The following is a 19143-nucleotide window of genomic DNA, read 5'->3' as shown; positions in this document are numbered from 1 at the left end:
AAAGGGACAAGAGCAGAATGCATTAGCCGGGAAGGGGGAACAGGATTGCAGAAAACAGGGGTTTTAGCGGAAGAGGCAACAGTCTGGTATGAGATTGTAAGAAATTGTCTTCTTAACGACATTTTGAGCTTTTGGAAGGAGAGGACTGCGGATCTGGAACATGGAGGGTATATAACTTCCTTCGACCGTGAGGGAAACTGTACCGGAAAAGAGAAAAATATCTGGCTTCAGGCCAGACAGGTCTGGATGTTTGCAACAATATACAGTAATGTGGACAAAGATCCGGCCTGGCTCAATCTGGCAAAGACAGGAAGAGATTATCTGATCTCCCATGCATACGCAGGAAACGGGAGATGGTATTATCTGCTTGATGAGAATGGGAACGTTCAGCAGGGAGTCATATCCCTGTTTACAGATATGTTCGTTTTAATGGCACTCAGCGCATACGCCGCGGCCTCAGAATCGATGGAGGATGAGAACGTAATCAGAGAGACATTTGATAGGCTGGATCAAAATATACGAAATGAGGACTGCCGTGAAACATTTCCTCAGGAATACAAGGCGGGAGCAGTCAGTCATGGGAGATATATGATCTGTCTGAATTCTGTGGCTTGTGCATGGGGATATTTAGATGGAGATAAGGCGGATGAGTTGATTCGTTTCTGTATGGACAGAATTTTCGGCGTGCTGGGACATGGAGATGATGGGATCATTCATGAGACGAGGACACTTCAGGGCGGATATATCGACAGCGAGGAAGGACATCGGATTAATCCGGGACATATTTTTGAGTCCATGTGGTTTGTTCTGGAGCAGGCTGAACGAGTCGGACGGCCGGAATATGCGGAGCGTGCGCTTCATACGATTTCAGTTACGTACCAGAGAAGCCATGACGAAAAATTCGGTGGGATTCTTCACATGCTAAGCGATAATGGAACCGACGAACAGTATAAAGACTGGAATGCGGCTCGTCATCTGAAATGGGATGAAAAGGTCTGGTGGACACAGGCAGAGGCGCTGTGTGCATTGCTGACGTCTGCTGACAGAACCGGTGACAGCGCAGCATGGGAAGAATTTAAAACCCTCTTTCTCTGGTGCAGGGAGCACTTCTTTGATCCGGATTATGGGGAGTGGTATGCGGTATTAAACCGGGATGGATCGCCGCGAATGAAGCTCAAGGGTGGAATTCAAAAGGCAGCATTTCATATACCAAGAGCGTTGTACCAGTGTAGCTGTATACTGAAAAAATATGTAGTGGAAACGGGAGATTGTGATGCGCAGACCTAATATAGTATTTATTTTAGCCGATGATATGGGGTTCTGGACACTGGGAAGTGCGGGCAACAGGGACGCAGTTACGCCGAATCTGGATAAAATGGCACGAAATGGCTGTACTGCGGAAAACTTCTTCTGTTCCTCGCCGGTGTGCTCGCCGGCCAGAGCAACCCTTCTGACAGGAAGGATGCCGTCTATGCATGGTATTCTGGACTGGATCTTACAGGGAAACATGGAAAATGAGGGAGAGAAGCCTATTGAATATCTGGAAGAGTTTAAAGGGTATACAGATTATCTGAGTGAAGCCGGATATGTCTGCGGGGTAAGCGGAAAATGGCATATGGGAGACAGTGAAAAAAGGCAGAAGGGGTTCTCACACTGGTATGTACATCAGTCAGGAGGCGGTAGCTATTATGATGCCCCCATGATACGGGAGGGGAAAAGGGTCCGTGAACCGGGGTATGTTACCGAACTGATTACCCAGGATGCAGTCCGGTTCCTGCGGGAGCGGGAGGGGAAAGACGAACCGTTTTATTTGAGCGTTAATTTTACTGCACCCCACACGCCCTGGATTCATAATCATCCGCAGAAGTATCTGGATTTGTACCGTGACTGCGCATTTACCAGTTGTCCAGTGGAAAAACACCATCCATGGCAGATCGATTTTTCCGAGTTCAATCATGACAGGAAGGAAATGCTGAAGGGGTATTTTGCGGCAACCTCCGCTCTGGACTTTGGGGTAGGTGAGATCAGAGAAGAACTGAGGCGGCTGAATCTGGACCGTGATACTCTGATTCTGTTTTCCAGCGACAACGGATTTAACTGCGGCCATCATGGAATATGGGGAAAGGGAAATGGGACCTCCCCGTTTAACATGTACGATACTTCGGTAAAGGTGCCGTTTATAGCATGTATGCCGGGAAAGATCCGGCCGGGAATACGTTTAAAGGGACTATACAGCGCTTACGATTTCTTCCCAACGATCATGGAGATTGCGGGACTGGCGTATAAAGAAAAGGACATTCCGGGAAAAAGCTTTGCGAAAGCCATTTTTACGGGAGAAGAACGGGAGATCAATGACTGTGTGGTTGTCTACAGTGAATATGGCGCAGTCCGGATGGTTCGCCAAAGGGAGTGGAAATATATCCGCAGGTATCCGGAAGGGCCGGATGAGCTCTACAATCTTAAAACTGATCCGGGGGAAATGCTCAACATGATTGACAAGGCGGCTCCTGAATTGATAGAATTATTAAATAAACGTCTGGAAAGCTGGTTTTCGGAATATACAAGACCGGAGACAGATGGGCGGCAGGCGAACGTGACAGGAGCCGGACAGAACAAGAAGCATACTGCAAGCGGATTTGAACCTGGTTCTTTTCAGATGGAATACGCAACGCTGCCGGTCCGACAGGCATAGAGCGCGGGAGCATTTGTGCGGCGCCGGAAAGAGGGACTATGACTGAACTTAGTGCAAAGGAAGAGAAAATTTTATGGTACATTTATGCGATGAAGCATGTATCAAGAAAGAGTCTGTTGGAGTTGAGTCATTACAAGGCGCCTACCCTTTACCGGGTGATAGAGGCCCTGGTGCAGAATGGATACGCAGAGGTGTCCGGCAGTGAGGAATACGGGAGCAAAGGAAGGCCCGGTGAGCTTTTGTCCATGAACAGCAGGCATGCTTATGTGTTTTCAATCTGTATATTGCGGGAAACATTTTACTGCGCGGTAGTGGATTTCAGCAATGATATTCTTACAATGGAGGAGCACAGACTGATTCCGGGCATGACGCCGGAGCAGCTGGCAGATATCGCCAGACAGGATTTTTCAGAAGCCTGTGAACGGCTGGGACTGGCGGAGGACTTGTTTTTAGAGATTGGTCTCTCCGCTGTCGGTCCCCTCGACTATGCGAACGGGCAGATGCTGAGGCCGTTATATTTTTTAGCCGGAGAATGGAAAAATATTCCAATTGTGAAGGTGCTTCAGACCAGATTTAACCGGAAGGTCTACTTGGACTGCAACGCGAGGGCGGCACTTATGGGAAATTATCTTCCCAATTACTTCGAAAGACATCAGAATGTGGTTTATGTGACAGTCGGAAATGGAATCGGCTCAGGATTGGTTATCAACCGGAAACTGATGCTGAACCATAATATCATACTGGATGGATTCGCCCACATGACGATTGACATGGATGGCCGCAAATGCACCTGCGGAGAATATGGCTGTGTGGAAGCTTACGTATCGGTTCCGGCAATCCTGGCTCAGTGTGTGGAAGAGATGAGACTGGGCATCGACAGCAGTATGAAAAATCATATGGATCATCTGACACTCCAGGATTTACAGAGAGCAGTGAGGACAAAAGACGCCCTGGCTGTTATACAGATCAATAAGGCGGCGAATATTTTCGCAAAATGTATTTTGAACTATCTTCGTATGGTTGAACTGGAGGCCGTTGTGTTGGGTGGAAGTTTAATTGAGGCAGTTCCGGAGTTTTATGACAGGGTAGAGCAGTATGCCAGAGAGCGGAATTCGTCTGTTATGTTCTACCGTTCCACAGAAAAAGAGAAGAATATTTTAAGGGGAATCGCGTCTGAAATTGTAATGAGATATATTTTCGGAGAATAAATATGATGCTTTACACGAAAGGGGAACACACATGAGAAAAGTATTTCAATCATCGGAATATCATATCGATAATACCGGAGAACATCTGGTTACAAAAGCACTTCAGACGCTGATTGATGAGGCGTCGCAGGCGGGAGGCGTCCTGGTTCTGGAAAAAGGCACGTATCTGACGGCGCCGCTATTTTTAAAGAGCGGAATGGAGTTCCATTTTGAGGACGGAGCGGTTCTGACGGGGACTACGGATGAATCGCAGATTCCGGTGATTCCGACCAGGGCAGCCGGTGTCGAGATGGACTGGTATCCAGGTATTTTAAATTGCAACGGACAGAAAGATGTAATTATCAGCGGAAACGGTACTATAGACGGTCAGGGAGAATACTGGTGGCGTAAATACTGGGGAGACGACGGAAAGAGCGGCATGCGCGGTGAATACGATAAGAAAGGGCTCCGATGGGCCTGCGATTACGATTGTATGCGCGTCAGAAATGTGGTCATTATGGAGTCCTCCAATATTACACTGAGAGGCATTACCTCAACGAGATCCGGCTTCTGGAATATTCATATCTGCTACAGTGACCACATTCATGTGGATGGCGTAAAGATCACATCGTGCGGGGCGGAAAGTCCCAGCACTGATGGAATTGATATCGATTCCTGCCACGATGTTCTGGTGGAAAACTGCATCACCGACTGCAACGACGACAGCATCTGCATCAAGTCGGGAAGAGATGCGGATGGCATCCGTGTGAACCGCCCCTGCCATGATATTACGGTGCAGAACTGTGAGATTCAGGCGGGTTTCGGTGTTACCATCGGCAGCGAAGTATCCGGCGGCGTCTACCGCATTACACTGAAAAATCTGCGCTACCACGGAACGGACTGTGGCTTCCGCATTAAATCCTCTGTGGCGAGACACGGTTATATCCGTGACGTGAGGGTGGACGGCCTTTCCATGGTCAATGTGAAATATCCGTTCCATTTCTTCTTAAACTGGAATCCGGCATACAGCTGCTGCGAGCTTCCACAGGGCTATGGGGGAGAGCTGCCGGCCCACTGGGAAAAGCTTCTGGAAGTAATTCCAGCTTCCGTTCCGAAGACAAAGGTCAGTGATATTATAATTGAGAATGTAACTGCATGGAATGAACCGGAGTATGACGGCATCAGCCGGGCGTTCCACATGGAAGGCTTTGAGGATCAGCCCATCGAGCATGTAGTATTTAAGAATGTATCGCTGGCGTGCCGGGAGTTTGGGGTGATCAATCACACGAAGGATATCGAGTTCCAGAATGTTACAGTGTCCGTATCCGGGGCTCGTGATGAGAAAAATGACAGCTACGATAACCGGTAATGCAGGTTAGAGCATGTACACGAGATCGTAGGGAGTACGTTTATCGCAGAGTACTGCAAGGATCCTCACAACCATCGGTTTGCGACGGTTTCTGACGAGGCGATTCCTTACATGGGAAGCCATGTTCACAATATAAAGTTCCGCACAGATTCTTATGACGGCCATTACCATGAATTCTGCGGGACGTCTTCTGCCGCGATACCGGTTGGAGGCGGCAAGCATATTCATTTTGCCAAGGCGTATACGACTTCCGCAGATGGACATGTTCATGAGTTTCAGGTGGCATCTTTGATCGATAATCCAATCGAATAGTATGGAAAGCTGGCATAGGAGGAAAATCCTGTGCCAGCTTTTTTGATTTGGTAATTTTACTGGAGGGAACTGGCGAGGGATATCAGTGATTTTTCCGCTGTCTGAACTGTTACACAAAATGCAAAAAAGTAAAGAAGGGTATTGACAATAAATTGTGCAAGGAATATAATAAACGACATAGAGTACACGTGTACGCAAATAAAAAGTGCATATACAAAAACCTCGATTACAAATAACAGAAATAAATTTAATGAAATATAACCAAATAAATGAATGCGTATTTGGGAAAAATAACGAATGCCGGTGAAGGAAGAGAAAGGCGAGGGCAAAAAAATACCCTGAGAGTTTATCGGTCTGCCGCGAAACATACGGATAAACAGTCAGGATACCTTATTCAGTACCATTCTAAATGATTTAAGTAAAAAAGTAAAGGTTTCTTTTCATTAAAATTTATATATTACAGTTGTTAAACAACCATATTTCAGGAGGTTCTATATGAAAAGAAGATTTGTTGCTGCGATGCTGGCCGGAGTCATGGTGTGTTCACTGGCAGGATGCAATACGAAGTCACCGATGGCAGGAAAAGAAGAGACGACAACGGCCGCCGATACCCAGGCAGGCTCGGATACCCAGGCTGCTTTAGCAGAGGGAGAGACAGATAAGCAGGCGGAAGCCGCAGGCCCGATCACCATTCAGTTCTGGAATGCATTTACAGGAACGGACGGCGATGTGCTGAGGGAGATTGTGGAGCGCTATAATAAAGAAAATACCAAAGGAATTACGATTGAGATGGATATCATGCCAGCCAGCAGCTTAGAGGAAAAACTCCCGGCAGCCATCGCTTCCAAGACAGCGCCCGCCCTTATTATCAGAGGTAATTTTGATACGGCAACTTATACGGATAATGGAATTTTGACGCCGCTTGATGATTTCTTCGAACAGACCGGAGTGGAAGCCTCGAATTTCAGTGATGCATCACTTCAGGCGCTTCAGTACCAGAAGGTACAGATGATGATTCCGATGCAGGTTCATTCCACATTCCTTTACTGGAATAAAGATCTGTTTGAAGCGGCGGGACTTGATCCCGAGACACCGCCGGCAACATGGGAAGAGGCGGCCGAGTATGCGCTGAAGATATCTGATCCGTCCAGAAAGCTTTATGGAATCGGTTTCCCGATCAGCGGAGCGCCCTGCTATTTTGATGCAATGTTCAAGTCCAACGGCGGTGACGTCTTCTCTGCAGACGGTAAGAGTTCTGTTCTGGACAGCCCTGAGAACTTAAAGACCCTTCAGTATATTCAGAATCTTGTCAATCAGGAGGCTGCGCCGGTTGGATCTACAGGAGCCGATACGGATAACTTAATGCTTGCCGGACAGATGGGAATCTACTGCGGCGGTCCATGGCTGATCAGCGGACTGAAGGAAGCGGAGATCAATTTTGGTGTTACGGGAATGCCTGCAGGGGACAAGGAGGCTGCCGGTGTCATTGAAGTCCAGGGCTTTGGAGTCACCTCCACGGCCAGTGAAGAAGAAAAGGCGGCGGCTTACGACTTTATCGCCTACTGGAATTCAGACACGACTTGTAAAGAATGGTCCCTGCGCAACGGCTATCCGCCATATTTAAAGTCTCTGGCAGAGGATACAGACATCAAAGCGGATGCAACAGTCAATGCACTGTCATCCATCTCTGAGTTTGGATTTTCCTTTGCACCGGGAATTAAATCTGTAAAACAGGTCAATAACGACATTTTATTCCCCATGATCGAAAATGTAGTGGCCGGCAACGACCCTCAGGAGGAACTGAGCAAGGCGTCGGAGAGCATCAACAAGCTGCTTTCTGAGTAGACAGCAATACATAGAGGTGATTTCATTGAATAATATAAAAACAAGAAAGTCCCCTTCACGTTCATTCGGCAGAAAATACTGGAATAAACCGGATCGGGTAGCATATTTATTTATGCTGCCCTCCATCCTGGTACTGTTCGTATTTGCGATTATTCCGCTGATGGCATGTCTCGTAATCAGTCTGTTTGACATGAATATTTTCTTTACGGACACCAGTTTTACAGGGGCCCACAACTTTATCACGGCATTTCAGGATACACGGTTCTGGAACGCACTGCTGAACACGGTTATATTCGTCCTGTTCGAAGTGCCTCTTCAGATTGTGATCGGACTTTTGACGGCCAATGCGCTGGTAAAGACCAGCCTCTTTAACAAGGCGGCCAGATCCATCTTCTTCCTTCCGGTAGTCTGCTCCATGGCGGCGGTAGGCATTATATGGTCCATTCTTTTAGATACCAATATTGGATTCATACCGTACTTACTGGAACAGATCGGTATTCATAACGCCACCTTTTTCCGAAATGCGAAGACGGCCATGCCGACCGTGATCGCCATGACGGTATGGAAAAATTTTGGCTATACCATGTCCATTCTGGTAGTGGGAATCCAGGGGATATCCCAGAGCTACTATGAGGCGTCGGAGATCGATGGGGCAGGGAAGACGGCACAGTTCTTTAAGATTACACTGCCGCTTTTGAAGCCCACGCTGGGGTTCTGCCTTATTACCAATACCATCGGCTCTCTTCAGGTGTTTGACCAGGTGTACGTCACGACACAGGGCGGTCCCCAGTTTAAGACCGAGACGCTGGTACAGTATATTTATAAAACCGGTTTTAATCAGCCCTACAATCTGGGATACGCCTGTGCCCTTTCTGTGCTTCTGCTCGTGGTGATACTGGCTGTCTCCCTTCCGATGTACAAGAACATGTTTATTAACCAGAATTAGGAGGCCGGGGATGAACGAAAAGAAGAAAAGACGTGTGACACTTTTAAGTGTGGTTAAGATCGTATTGACGGTGTTCCTGATTGTGATTGTCCTGTTTCCGCTTATCTGGATGGCGGTCGGGTCCTTTAAACTGGAAAAGGAGATCCTGGGATATCCGCCGACTGTTTTTGGAACGAAATATACACTGAAGTCCTTCCAGAGGATTTTTAAGACAATCCCTATGGCATCATATATTAAAAATACCGTGATATTTGCAGGCGGTTCAACGATTCTGGCAGTGCTGTTTGACTCATTAACGGGCTATGCGTTTGCGCGGCTGGATTTTAAGGGGAAAGATATCCTGTTCATGCTGGTGCTGCTTACCATGATGGTACCATTCCAGGTTATGATGATTCCGCTGTTCCTGGAATCGAATCTGCTGGGGCTTTTGGACACCTACGGCGGACTGATTCTGCCGAAGGCCACCTCGGCATTCGGCATCTTTATGATGCGGTCCTACTTCGCGGCTCTTCCGAAGGATCTGGAGGAAGCGGCAAGAGTGGACGGCATGAGCGAATTCGGTATATTTGCAAAGATTATGTTTCCGCTGGTGATACCGGGGGTACTGACTCTGGCCATTTTCCATCTGATGCAGAACTGGAATGATTTGCTGTATCCATTAATGATGACCAGCAGCACGAGGATGAGGACGCTCTCCGCAGGACTTGCCCTTTTCGTGGGAGAACACGCGACCACTTATTACGGGCCGCAGCTGGCAGGTGCACTTCTGTCGGTGCTGCCGCTGCTCGTCATTTATATCTTTTTCCAGAAATATTTTATCGCCAGTGTCGCGACCAGCGGAATGAAGGACTAGCGCTGCCAGGCTGCTGAAACAGAGGAGAGAAAAAAACAATGCAGAAAGCCAGAATTACGATCAATCGAGAGTTTAAAAAGGGTTCCGTTGACGACCGGATCTATGGAAGCTTTGTGGAACATATGGGCCGGGTGGTCTATTCCGGAATCTATGAGCCGGATCATCCGCTGGCTGATGAGGATGGATTCCGAAAGGATGTGCTGGAGGCGGTCCGAAACGCCGGCATTACCACCATCCGGTATCCGGGCGGTAATTTCGTTTCCTGCTATAACTGGGAAGACGGAATCGGCCCGAAGGAGGAGCGTCCGCGCAGGCCGGAGCTGGCCTGGAAGGCGGTCGAGACGAATGAGTTCGGAACCGATGAATTTATGAAATGGTGTGAAAAGGCCGGTGTATCGCCGATGCTTGCGGTCAATCTGGGAACCGGCAGTATCCGGGAAGCGTTGCATTACCTGGAATACTGTAATTTTAAGGAGGGCACCACATACAGCGAAAAGCGGAGAAGGAACGGGCGGGAAGAACCGTACCGGGTCCGCACCTGGTGTCTCGGCAATGAGATGGACGGGGAATGGCAGCTGGGCCATAAGGGCGCTTCTGAATATGGAAGGCTGGTGAGAGAGACCGCCAAAGCCATGAAAATCCTGGATCCCGGTGTGGAACTGGTTTCCTGCGGAAGCTCCTTAAATACCATGGCCACATTCCCGGAATGGGAGGCGCAGTCTCTGGATGAGACGTATGAGTATGTGGATTACATATCCCTGCATCAGTATTTTGACGGCCATGAAAAGCCTGTGGAAAGCTTCCTGGCACAGGCGGATGAGATGAGTGACTACATCCGGACAGTCACATCAGTCTGTGACTATATCAAAGCGAAAAAACGCTCTTCCAGACAGCTTTCTATTAGTTTTGATGAATGGGGCGTGTGGACCAGGGCGTCAAAGGAGACGGTAAGAGAGTGCGACGAGAGCCCCTGGCAGCAGGCGATGCCGATCAGCGAGATGGTTTACAGCTTTCAGGACGCGCTGCTCTTCGGAGGAATGCTTCTGGCAATCCTGAAACATGCGGACCGCGTCAAGATTGCGTGCCAGTCCCTTTTGACCAATGTCAGCGCGATGATCATGACAGAAAAGGGCGGCGGGATGTGGCTGCAGCCGATCTACTATCCATTTGCAGATACTGCCGCCTACGGTCACGGCCACGTCATGGACTGCCGTGTAACCTCAGACTCGGTTTTATATGAAAAGAAAGAGATCCCGCTTCTGGATACGGCCGCGGTGGAGAACGGGGAAGAGATGGTTGTATTTATGATCAACCGTTCTCCTTCGGAGGAGATGGAGGTGTCACTGGATTTACAGGGATATGAGGCGGAAGCTGTGCTGGAGCACCGCGTTCTTGCTTCGGACGATCCGGAAGCCGTAAATTCACTGGGCCATCAGCCGGTGAGACCGGAACAAAAGGATGACGCTGCCATAAAAGACGGAAAAGTTGCGGTTATGCTTGACAGGCTGTCATGGAATGTGTTACGAATAAAAGTTAAGTGACAGCTGCCGGAACAGGTACAGAGAATTCCGGCGCAAGTCAAAAACCCCGCTGCAAGCAACGGGGCATTTGACCCTCGCGGCAGTCGCCAAATGGACGCGCCAGCGTGTCCGTTTGGCTCGTTGCTCGCGGGAATAATGAAGAAACCGGAGGCATGGTGCAAAATGGGTGTTACGACGAATGATATAGCGAGAATCTGTCAGGTTTCGAGAACGACCGTGATCCGGGCCCTGAACAACCAGGGAAGGATCAGTAAAGAGACGAAAGACAGGATCGTGAGGACAGCGGAAGAACTGGGGTATCGGCCGGATCTTCTGGCAAGAGGACTGGTAAAGGGAAAGACGATGTATATCGGCGTCGTGGTATTTGATGTCAAGAACCAGTATTTTGCCCAGATGTTAAGTGCAATCGAGACGGAGGCTCAGACAAGAGGCTACTGTGTAAACATCACGCTCCATGGAAAGAACAGGGAAAAAGAGGTGGATTTAATCCGAAAGCTGGTGGATTACCACGTGGATGGCCTGATTCTTTCCCCGGTAAATAAAGGCGAACATTTTAATAAGTTTTTGAAGAGTCTGGACACACCGCTCATCGTCATTGGAAACAAGGTTTCGGATGAGATTCCGTTTGTGGGAATTGATGAGCGGAGGGCGGCAAGGGAAGCGACGGATAAGATTCTGGATTCCGGCTATGAGCGGGTGGTGTTTGTCTGCCCGCCTCTGGGCGAGTCCAAGGAAGGGAACAACTATACCCATGAGCAGCGTCTGGAGGGCTTTCGGGATGCGATGGGGAGCCGGTTCACGGAGGGGCAGATCATAAGCTCGGAATCGTACGGGGAGGAAGCGGCTTCCATTCTGGAAGAGGGAGGCGGCAGGACTGCATTTTTCTGTTCCGGCGATATCTATGCGATGGATATTATGAAGTATTTGAAGGCCCGCGGCAAACGGGCGCCGAAGGACTACGGAATCATGGGTTTTGATGATATTGAGCTTCTGGAATATTTATCTCCGCGCCTGTCCACCATCTATAATTCGGTGGAGGAAGTGGCGAAAAGGGCAGTGGAGCTTCTGTTCGACGAGATGGAAGGCCGGGAAATTGCCATGGAAACCTACGAGCGCTACCGCCTTGTCCAGGGAGAGACTCTGTAGACAGAGAGGACAGACATGGACAGAGATCATTATGCATCAACGGAATACAACATTCCGCTGATTGAAAACAGGGCTGATCCGTACATCTTTAAGCATGAGGATGGTACGTATTACTTTACCGCGTCGGTCCCTGAATATGACAGGATTATACTGAGAAAAGCCGCGGATATATCCGGTTTAAAATACGCGGAGGAAAAGACACTTTGGGTCAGGCACGACAGCGGACCGATGAGCTGTCATATATGGGCGCCTGAGATTCATTATATATCCGGTGCCTGGTACATTTATTTTGCTGCCGGAGAGAAGGACGATATCTGGAAAATCCGTCCTTATGTGCTGGTAAACAGGGGAGACCCGATGGAAGATGAGTGGCAGGAACTGGGACAGATGAAGGCGGCGGAAACCCCGGAGCCTGACAAATTCTCATTTCAGGATTTTTCCCTTGATATGACGGTGTTCTCATACCGGGAAAAATGGTACTGCGTCTGGGCGGAGAAGGTGAATATCGGCAAAAAGATATCCAATTTATACATCGCTGAGATGGAGGCGCCGGACCGGCTTTTGACGGCGCAGGTGCTATTAAGCGCCCCCGATTATGACTGGGAGCGCCGCGGATTCTGGGTGAACGAAGGAGCGGCTGTCTTAGAGAGAGACGGCAGGCTGTTTCTGACGTATTCGGCCAGCTCGACGGGAGCCGATTACTGCATGGGAATGCTGCGCTTACGGAGAGGAGGAGACCCCCTCGATCCGTCTGACTGGTCAAAATCCAGAGAACCGGTGGTGAAGACCGATGTGGAAAAGGGAATATTCGGCCCCGGCCACAATTCCTTCGTGAAATCTGAGGACGGTCTCACGGATATTATGGTATTCCATGCCAGGCAGTATGACGAGATTCTGGGCGATCCTCTGTATGATGAGAATCGGCATGCCTATACACTTCCCGTGGAGTGGGATGAAAATGAGGAGCCGGTGTTTCATTTTCGGAAGAACAGGCGTCCTAATATTTTGATGATGGTAGTGGACCATCAGGCATTTTACGGTCATCCCAGAGTGAAGACGCCGTATTTTGACCGGCTGAAGGCGGAGGGAGTGTTCTTTGAACGCGCCTACTGCTCCTCGCCTCTCAGTATGCCTTCCAGAAAAACGATGATGACGGGGCTGTATCCCCACCATCACGGCCAGACGGACAATTCTTTTGAAACGCCCTGGGACAGCCATGAAACGTATGTGGATGTCCTTAAGGAAGCCGGATACCGGAATTATTACTTTGGAAAATGGCATGCCTGCGCCGGAAAACCGTCGGATCTGGGATGCCTTGGGGTGTCCTACCCGGATTATTCCAATCCATACCATCAGCCGGAGTACGAAGAGTACCGGAGGCGGAAAGAACTTCCGCCGGCCAGAATGCGCGTGGAAATGAATATGTGCGAGAAGGGCTGGATCGACAATGTAAAGGAGGGGGATCTCTACGATTTCCCACGGGATCTCACGAATGAGGCGCTCTCCGGCATCCTGGAGGGACCGAAAGAGTGCCATGAGGCGTACTATGTTGCGGATATGGCCTGCCGGCAGCTGGAGGAGCTGAAACGGGAGGAGGCTCCGTTTATGATGCGGGTGGATTTCTGGGGACCGCACCAGCCGTACTGCCCGACAGAAGAATTTGCGGCGCTCTATCCGCCGGAATCCATAGAAGAATACCCGAGTTTTTCCGATGATCTGGCCGGAAAGCCGAAATCCTATCTGTTCGATACGGGAAGGGAAACGAGCCGTGACAGAGAGCTGATCCGGCCGAATCCCATGGAATGGTCCCGGTGGCAGATGCTCCTTTCCAGATGCTACGGCCAGATCACTATGGTGGACGAGGCTGTGGGAAGCGTGATTGAGAAGCTGCGGGAGCTTCAGATGGATGAGAATACGTTGATTATCTGGACCGCGGATCACGGTGATGCCCTGGCCTGCCACGGCGGCCATTTTGACAAGGCCTTTTATTTGCCGGAGGAGGTGCTGCGGATTCCGCTTGCGATGGCCTGCCCCGGCGTGCTCCCGAAGAACCGGATATGCAGGGAGCTGGTCACCAACTGTGATTTGGCTCCTACTATCGTGAGCGCTGCGGGAAGCGCCTTCCGCTCACCAGTGGATGGAGAGGATATATTCCGGCTGTTCACGGAGCAGAGGCCGGGCTGGAGGACGGCGCTCCTGGCCGAGACCTACGGACACCTTGCGCCGTGGAGGGCGGAAGCAGTCGTATGGCAGCAGTATAAATATGTGGATAATCATGGGGACGCGGAGGAGCTTTACGATCTGGAGGCCGACCCGTATGAGCTTCATAACCTGGCTAAGGAGAAAGAATATCAGGCCTTGCTTATGAAGATGCGCATGAAGCGGCTGGAACTGAAGCCGCACATCTATAAGGTATAGTCGCACTCTGTGAAATGATCGAGCGTGGATTGAAACAAAGTTGAAATGCCGGAAATGGCCGAGAGGCTGGCTTTCCGGCATTTTTCTTTGCCGGGAGAGAGAAGTGAGGGATCTTAAGGTACTGCGGCCCCGGATTTTCCGGTTCATTCTAAAATTTACGAAGTCTGTTTACACACCGGTTAATCCAGTGTATAATAAAAAAATGCTCTTACGAATGTAATAACAGGGCGTGTATACATAATTGAGGGGAACAAAATATGAAATGTTTTTTGAAGAAATTACTCTGCTGGACACTGATCAGCAACTGTTTTCTCATGACTGCCTACGCTGCTCCGGCATGGCCGGCCGGACCAGATATACAAGCGGAGGCAGGAGTTGTCATCGACATGGATTCCGGCGCCATTTTAGGTGGAAAAGCGTATGATACGCCGTACCCGCCGGCCAGTATTACGAAACTTCTTACGGCTCTTCTGGTGATGGAGCACAGCAAACTCGACGATGTGGTGACATTTTCAAGCAGCGCGATCAATAACGTGGAGTCCGACAGCGGTAATAAGCTGAATGTGGCAGAAGGAGACAATCTGTCCGTGGAGGACTGCCTCTATTCCTTGCTGGTTCATTCCTGTAATCAGGCGGCTAACGCGCTGGCAGAGCATGTGGCCGGGTCTCAGGAAGCGTTCGTGAAGATGATGAACGACAAGGCCGCGGCGCTGGGATGTAAGGACAGCCATTTCGATAATCCCTCCGGCCTCAACGGAGACACACAGTACGTGACGGCCAGAGACATGGCGGCGATCTCCAGAGCGGCATTTGCAGAGCCGGATATTATCAGAATCAGCGCGGCGCTGACACATACGTTTCCGCCTACGATCAACAATCCGGATGGCCTGACGATTTATGCGGAGAATAAGCTGATCCTGAATACGAATGACTCTTCAAGCCAGTACTATTATCCGCCGGTGAAGGGCGGCAAGACGGGATACCTCTTAAAAGCCGGCAACACGCTGGTTACCTATGCGGAGAAGGACGGAAAGCGTATGATATCCGTGATTCTGAAGGGGAGTCCCGGACAGTATTATCTGGACAGCAAGGCGCTTCTGGAATATGGATTTGCGCATTTTACCAATTTTAATGTAGCGGAAAACGAAACTGCCTATACCGAAGGCGAGACAGCCGTGGAGGTGGCCGGAAAAAGCTATCTGCCGGCGGATCTTAAGATCGATCCGTCGGGAGCGGTGACACTCCCGGAGGGCGCGGTATTTGCGGATACGGAGCACACGCTGACAACCGATTTTCCGGACGAGCATCCGGAGAGAAGCGTGGCGTTTATCCAGTATACATACGACGGACGGAAAGTGGGCGGCGCCTATTTGACGCAGAAAGAAGTGCAGGAACCGGTCACGGAGCCGGCAACACAGGAAGAGACAAAGCCGGAAGCGGATGACAAGAAAGAGGACGTGAAGAAGTTTTCCATCAATCCCTTTCTGATTATCGCACTGGTGGTGATTGCCGCCGCTGCCGGCGGTGGTGCGTATCTGTCATACTCCCGGAAGAAAGAGGAACAGCAGCGCGCGCTCCGCAGGGAGCAGAGGCGCAGACGGCTTCGGGAAGAAGGCGTGACGGAAGAGGAATTCGACCGTTTGCTGAAAGAGCGTCTGGGAGACCGTAGTAAAGGGAATAATCGAAAGAAGAGATAGAAAAAAGGCTGTACCACTCACCCGGGAACCGGGAGAGGGTACAGCCTTTTTTATACTTAATTCCAGCGACTGCCGCGGGAGTTTTTTCAGTGACTAACGATTCCTGGCCGCCTGTGTGATATAGTTGCCGGTAAATGCGAGGCCCGCGAGAACCAGCGCGGTTCCCAGCCCTGAGTAAAAGACTGCGATAAAGATATCCGGGCAGAGGCCGGAGGTGCGCAGGCCGATCCCAAAGGTCATCATAAAGGCCATGATGCAGAAGGACTTGCGGTCAAAGAACTTCAGAATGAACTGCATCTCTTCCTCATAGCGTACAATCCGGTCGGTGTGCCTGCGTACCAGTTTGCCAAACACCATGAACCAGAAAAGGAAAAATACTGCTGCGGAAAGGGCCAGGTTGATCAGTGTCACATAGCTTTTATAGGAAATGATCCCGATGCGCAGAATATTAAAGCCGGCTGCGAGCCAGACAATGCCTGCAAGCAGCAGTAGATAATTTTTTTTGATTTTCATGTGAATACCTCCTTAAATGAACAACGTTCATTATATGCCGGTTTTGGAGATCTGTCAAGAGATGGCGACGCAGTTTTTGAAGGAAAATAAATGTTACATTTTTCTTAACAATAGAAATGATATATTGACTTTAAATCTTACATGTGTAATAATTTATAAAAACTCGGTGCAGGGCGCGAAGTCTGCGGGAGCGGATGTGAGATTTGACGGAATTGTGCGTAAAATGCCATTTCAGGAAAAGGTGTGAGAACGAAGCTGTAAAGAGAGGAACCATATTATGAGACGTAGAAAAAGCAAACGTGGACTGATGATCGGTGGTATAGCTGCAGGGATCCTGATTGCTGCGGTGATTGTGGCAGGGATTTTCTGGTTTCGGAGAGGAGGGGAGGCGGAGAAGGAGAAGACCCCGGAAGAGCTCCTGATGGAGTACACGGATTATATCAGGACCGGTAACTACGAGGCGATGTATGGAATGCTGAACGAACAGAGCCGGAAGAATATCAGTCTGGAGGACTTTACAGCGAGAAATAAAAACATCTATGAGGGAATCGGCGCCGCCGATATTCGTGTGGAGATCCAGAGTGTGGAGGAACGGACGGAAGGATTGAAGACGGTCAGCTACCAGACTTCGCTCAACAGCTCCGCCGGCGAGATCAATTTTCTGAATCAGGTTGATTTTATCTGGGAGCAGGCGGCTGAGGACAAGGGAACGAAGAAGAAAAAGGCGGCGGGCGACTATCGGATGATTTGGAATGATCAGGTTATTTTCCCGAATCTGGGCCGCACCGATAAAGTGCGTGTCTCCACCGACCAGTCAGTGAGAGGGGAGGTTCTGGACCGGGACGGCGGCCTGCTTGCCGGAAAAGGAAACGCTTCTCTGGTGGGCCTTGTGCCCGGGAAAATGGCCGGTTATACCGCGGGAACGGAGGGAGAGACTTCCGGCTCTAACCCTGATCTGGAGCGGCTCTCTGAGCTTCTTGGAGTCTCCATGGAGAGTATAGAGAAGAAGCTGGCGGCAAAATGGGTGAAGGAAGACTCCCTGGTTCCGGTCAAGACGCTGAAAAAGGTAGATGAGTTTGATCTCCAGTCAGCGAGTCCAAGAGCGGATAATGTGGAGAATAAGGCGCTCCAGGACGCGCTTCTGGCCATACCGGGCGTGATGATTACCGATACACCGGTGAGATCCTATCCGCTGGGAGAGGCGGCGGCCCATCTGGTGGGATATGTCCAGAATGTGACGGCTGAGGATTTGGAGAAGCATCCGGGCGAGGGATACTTATCGGACAGCGTCATAGGGAGAAGCGGAATCGAAACTCTGTATGAAAAAGAACTGAAGGGACAGAACGGAGAAAAGATCTCGATCGTCACCTCCGAAGGCGCGGAAAAGCTGGTTCTGGCCGCCATACCGCGGGTAGACGGCAGCAATATCACGCTGACCATAGACAGCAGCCTTCAGAGGACCATCTACGAGACGTTCAAAGACGTCAAGAGCTGCACGGTCGCCATGAATCCTTACACGGGTGAGGTGCTGGCACTGGTGAATACGCCGTCGTATGACGACAATGATTTCATACTCGGCATGTCAGAGGAGAAATGGGCCTCGTTAAATGAAGACGAGAGAAAGCCGATGTTTAACCGTTTCCGCCAGCGCTTTGCGCCCGGCTCCTCGTTTAAGCCGATAACGGGAGTCATCGGGCTTTCCACGGGAGCGCTGACTCCGGGCGAAAGCTTTGGCACGGACCGTGCGGGACTTAGCTGGCAGAAGGATGCCAGCTGGGGAAAGTATCAGGTGACGACGCTCCACGACTACAGCCCGGTCAACCTGGAAAATGCCTATATTTACTCCGATAATATTTATTTTGCGAAGGCTGCGCTGAAGATCGGGTATGACGATTTTATGGCCGGGCTCGACCGCCTGGGCTTCAATCAGGATCTGCCCTTCGAGATATCTGTATCCCAGTCCCAGTATTCCAACACGGAACGGATCGAGACGGAAATCCAGCTGGCAGACAGCGGATACGGTCAGGGACAGGTGCTGATGAATCCGATCCACCTGGCGGCCCTTTATACCATGTTCCCCAACCGGGGAGATGTCATAAAGCCATATATTACGTACAGGAAAGAACCGGCATCGGAAGTATGGCTGAAGGGCGCCTGCACTCCTGAGATTGCGGAAACAATCGATACCGCGCTGAAAAAGGTAATCAGCTCGGAGCACGGAACCGGCCACGCCGCGATGCGGGGAGATATTACTCTGGCAGGCAAGACGGGAACGGCCGAGATAAAAGCATCGAAAGGAGACACCTCTGGAACAGAGCTGGGCTGGTTTGCAGTCTATACGGCTGACGGTCCGGACCGCACGCCGATACTCATGGTCAGTATGGTGGAGGATGTCAAGAATGCCGGAGGCAGCGGCCTGGTGGTGAGAAAGGCGAGGGCCGTGCTGGATTCTTATATTCCGCCGGTGCAGTAGTGAACTTAAGTTACTGGATTTATGGTAGAAATTTCCTTGTGATGATGTACCTCTGAATTTGACAGATACACACGGATATAGTAAAATTGTTAAGGTATAGCGCGTATTTGTCTGTAGTGGATATGTACATTTTACAAATTCGATTTGAGGA

General features: G+C 50.1%; 13 protein-coding genes and 1 pseudogene. 13 read left to right on the top strand and 1 reads right to left on the bottom strand.

Going from position 1 to position 19143, the window contains the following annotated elements:
- Window positions 1–45 precede the first annotated feature (45 nt).
- The 12 genes and pseudogenes from DFR60_RS06280 (at window position 46) to DFR60_RS06225 (ending at window position 16006) form a co-directional block, all read left to right on the top strand.
- A complete protein-coding gene (locus DFR60_RS06280) occupies window positions 46–1287 on the top strand; it encodes an AGE family epimerase/isomerase (protein WP_167437530.1) in 1242 nt (413 codons plus the stop codon).
- The gene (locus tag DFR60_RS06275) at window positions 1274–2692 is read left to right on the top strand and encodes a sulfatase family protein (protein ID WP_110322138.1); all 1419 of its coding nucleotides are present in this window, start codon (window positions 1274–1276) and stop codon (window positions 2690–2692) included. Before DFR60_RS06280 ends, DFR60_RS06275 begins: the two co-directional genes overlap by 14 nt.
- 38 nt (window positions 2693–2730) lie before the next feature.
- Window positions 2731–3900: an ROK family protein gene (locus tag DFR60_RS06270; protein ID WP_110322137.1), complete on the top strand. Its 1170-nt coding sequence runs from the start codon at window positions 2731–2733 to the stop codon at window positions 3898–3900.
- Window positions 3901–3931: 31 nt separating this feature from the next.
- Entirely contained in the window at window positions 3932–5248 is a 1317-nt protein-coding gene (locus DFR60_RS06265) for a glycoside hydrolase family 28 protein (RefSeq protein ID WP_110322136.1), read from the top strand.
- Window positions 5249–5269: 21 nt separating this feature from the next.
- Window positions 5270–5560: pseudogene (locus DFR60_RS06260) on the top strand (YmaF family protein); the annotation flags it as partial.
- 495 nt (window positions 5561–6055) lie between these two features.
- The gene (locus DFR60_RS06255) at window positions 6056–7405 is read left to right on the top strand and encodes an ABC transporter substrate-binding protein (protein WP_110322134.1); all 1350 of its coding nucleotides are present in this window, start codon (window positions 6056–6058) and stop codon (window positions 7403–7405) included.
- 16 nt (window positions 7406–7421) lie between these two features.
- A complete protein-coding gene (locus tag DFR60_RS06250; RefSeq protein WP_198292966.1) occupies window positions 7422–8351 on the top strand; it encodes a carbohydrate ABC transporter permease in 930 nt (309 codons plus the stop codon).
- 10 nt (window positions 8352–8361) lie between these two features.
- Window positions 8362–9204, top strand: a complete 843-nt coding sequence (locus DFR60_RS06245; protein WP_110322133.1) for a carbohydrate ABC transporter permease — start codon at window positions 8362–8364, stop codon at window positions 9202–9204.
- A 38-nt stretch (window positions 9205–9242) separates the two neighbouring features.
- Window positions 9243–10745, top strand: coding sequence for an arabinosylfuranosidase ArfA (arfA, locus tag DFR60_RS06240; protein WP_110322132.1), 1503 nt, complete (start codon window positions 9243–9245; stop codon window positions 10743–10745).
- Between the two features lie 162 nt (window positions 10746–10907).
- The gene (locus DFR60_RS06235; protein WP_110322131.1) at window positions 10908–11891 is read left to right on the top strand and encodes a LacI family DNA-binding transcriptional regulator; all 984 of its coding nucleotides are present in this window, start codon (window positions 10908–10910) and stop codon (window positions 11889–11891) included.
- 15 nt (window positions 11892–11906) lie between these two features.
- Complete coding sequence (locus tag DFR60_RS31235; RefSeq protein WP_110322130.1) at window positions 11907–14309, top strand: family 43 glycosylhydrolase; 2403 nt, start codon at window positions 11907–11909, stop codon at window positions 14307–14309.
- A gap of 257 nt (window positions 14310–14566) precedes the next feature.
- Complete coding sequence (locus DFR60_RS06225; RefSeq protein WP_110322129.1) at window positions 14567–16006, top strand: D-alanyl-D-alanine carboxypeptidase family protein; 1440 nt, start codon at window positions 14567–14569, stop codon at window positions 16004–16006.
- Window positions 16007–16099: 93 nt separating this feature from the next.
- Here DFR60_RS06225 and DFR60_RS06220 read toward each other — a convergent pair whose 3' ends face one another.
- Window positions 16100–16519 carry a hypothetical protein gene (locus tag DFR60_RS06220; RefSeq protein ID WP_002603225.1) on the bottom strand — a complete coding sequence of 140 codons (420 nt, stop codon included), beginning with the start codon at window positions 16517–16519 and terminating at the stop codon, window positions 16100–16102.
- Between the two features lie 277 nt (window positions 16520–16796).
- Between DFR60_RS06220 and DFR60_RS06210 the strand changes: the two genes are divergently transcribed.
- Complete coding sequence (locus tag DFR60_RS06210; RefSeq protein ID WP_207659505.1) at window positions 16797–18992, top strand: penicillin-binding transpeptidase domain-containing protein; 2196 nt, start codon at window positions 16797–16799, stop codon at window positions 18990–18992.
- The last annotated feature ends 151 nt before the right edge of the window (window positions 18993–19143 follow it).

This window comes from Hungatella effluvii (assembly GCF_003201875.1).
Classification (GTDB): Bacteria; Bacillota; Clostridia; order Lachnospirales; family Lachnospiraceae; genus Hungatella; species Hungatella effluvii.
This window is presented reverse-complemented; position numbering and strand designations above follow the sequence as displayed.